The organism is Pseudoflavonifractor phocaeensis, from assembly GCF_016901735.1.
Classification (GTDB): domain Bacteria; phylum Bacillota; class Clostridia; order Oscillospirales; family Oscillospiraceae; genus Pseudoflavonifractor_A.
On record NZ_JACLZC010000162.1, the window covers coordinates 1 to 850 of the forward strand.

At 47.6% G+C, this 850-nt stretch carries 1 protein-coding gene; it reads right to left on the reverse strand.

Annotation, left to right across the window (positions count from 1 at the left end; genetic code table 11):
* Positions 1-20: 20 nt before the first annotated feature.
* A protein-coding gene (locus H7U37_RS15020; protein ID WP_204876971.1) for an IS5 family transposase occupies positions 21-787 on the reverse strand; the annotation gives its coding sequence in 2 pieces (ribosomal slippage) (positions 21-427 and positions 427-787; 768 coding nt in all).
* Positions 788-850: the final 63 nt, after the last annotated feature.

The following is an 850-nucleotide window of genomic DNA, read 5'->3' on the forward strand; positions in this document are numbered from 1 at the left end:
TAAATAGTGTGTACACAAGTTCAGGCTAAAACGGCGCACCAAATAGCAATGCAACGAATTTGCACTGCGGCGAGAAAAGATGCTGTATTTTTAGCATATCGCGTGGCAATACCCCGCCATCGTTTCAGATGTAAAAAAGCGTTTTCCACCAAATGGCGAAGCCGATACAAATAAAGGTCGTACTCCCGCTGCTGTTTGCGATTTCGTTTTGCCGGAATGACGATATTCATTCCGGCACCAGCAGCATAAGCAACAATTTGGTTGGTGTCATACCCGCGATCAGCCAGCAGTGTTTCCGCAGATATGCCATCAATCAAGTGAATAGCTTCTTTGCAATCAGCTCGGGTACCCTGTGTGATAAGTACTCTGACTGGCATACCATTTGCATCCACGGCAAGGTGAATTTTGGTATTGAGCCCCCTTTTGTACGGCTCATGTCCTGATTGCCGCCTTTGGCCCCTGCTGCATGTGGATGCACCTTACAATGACTTGCATCAATCATCAGCCATTCAAAATCCGGTTCATCAACCAGAATTTCCAGTAACTTCTCCCAGATTCTTTTGTCTCGCCATCTACGAAAACGCTGATATACCGTGCCCCATTTCCCGTAGCACGGCGGTAAATCCCGCCATGGTGCTCCTGTGCGTAGAATCCAAAACACGCCATTGATAAATCGCCGGTTATCCTGCGCAATTCCACCCCACTGCCCTGGTTGTCCTGGCAGATGCGGCTCCAGCAGGTTCCATACCTCATCACTGATATCGTGGCGTTGTTGTTCGTTACTCATAGGAACACCTCTTTCTGGGCTGTTGTCCCTATTATACTACATTACTCGTGTAAACACTATTTA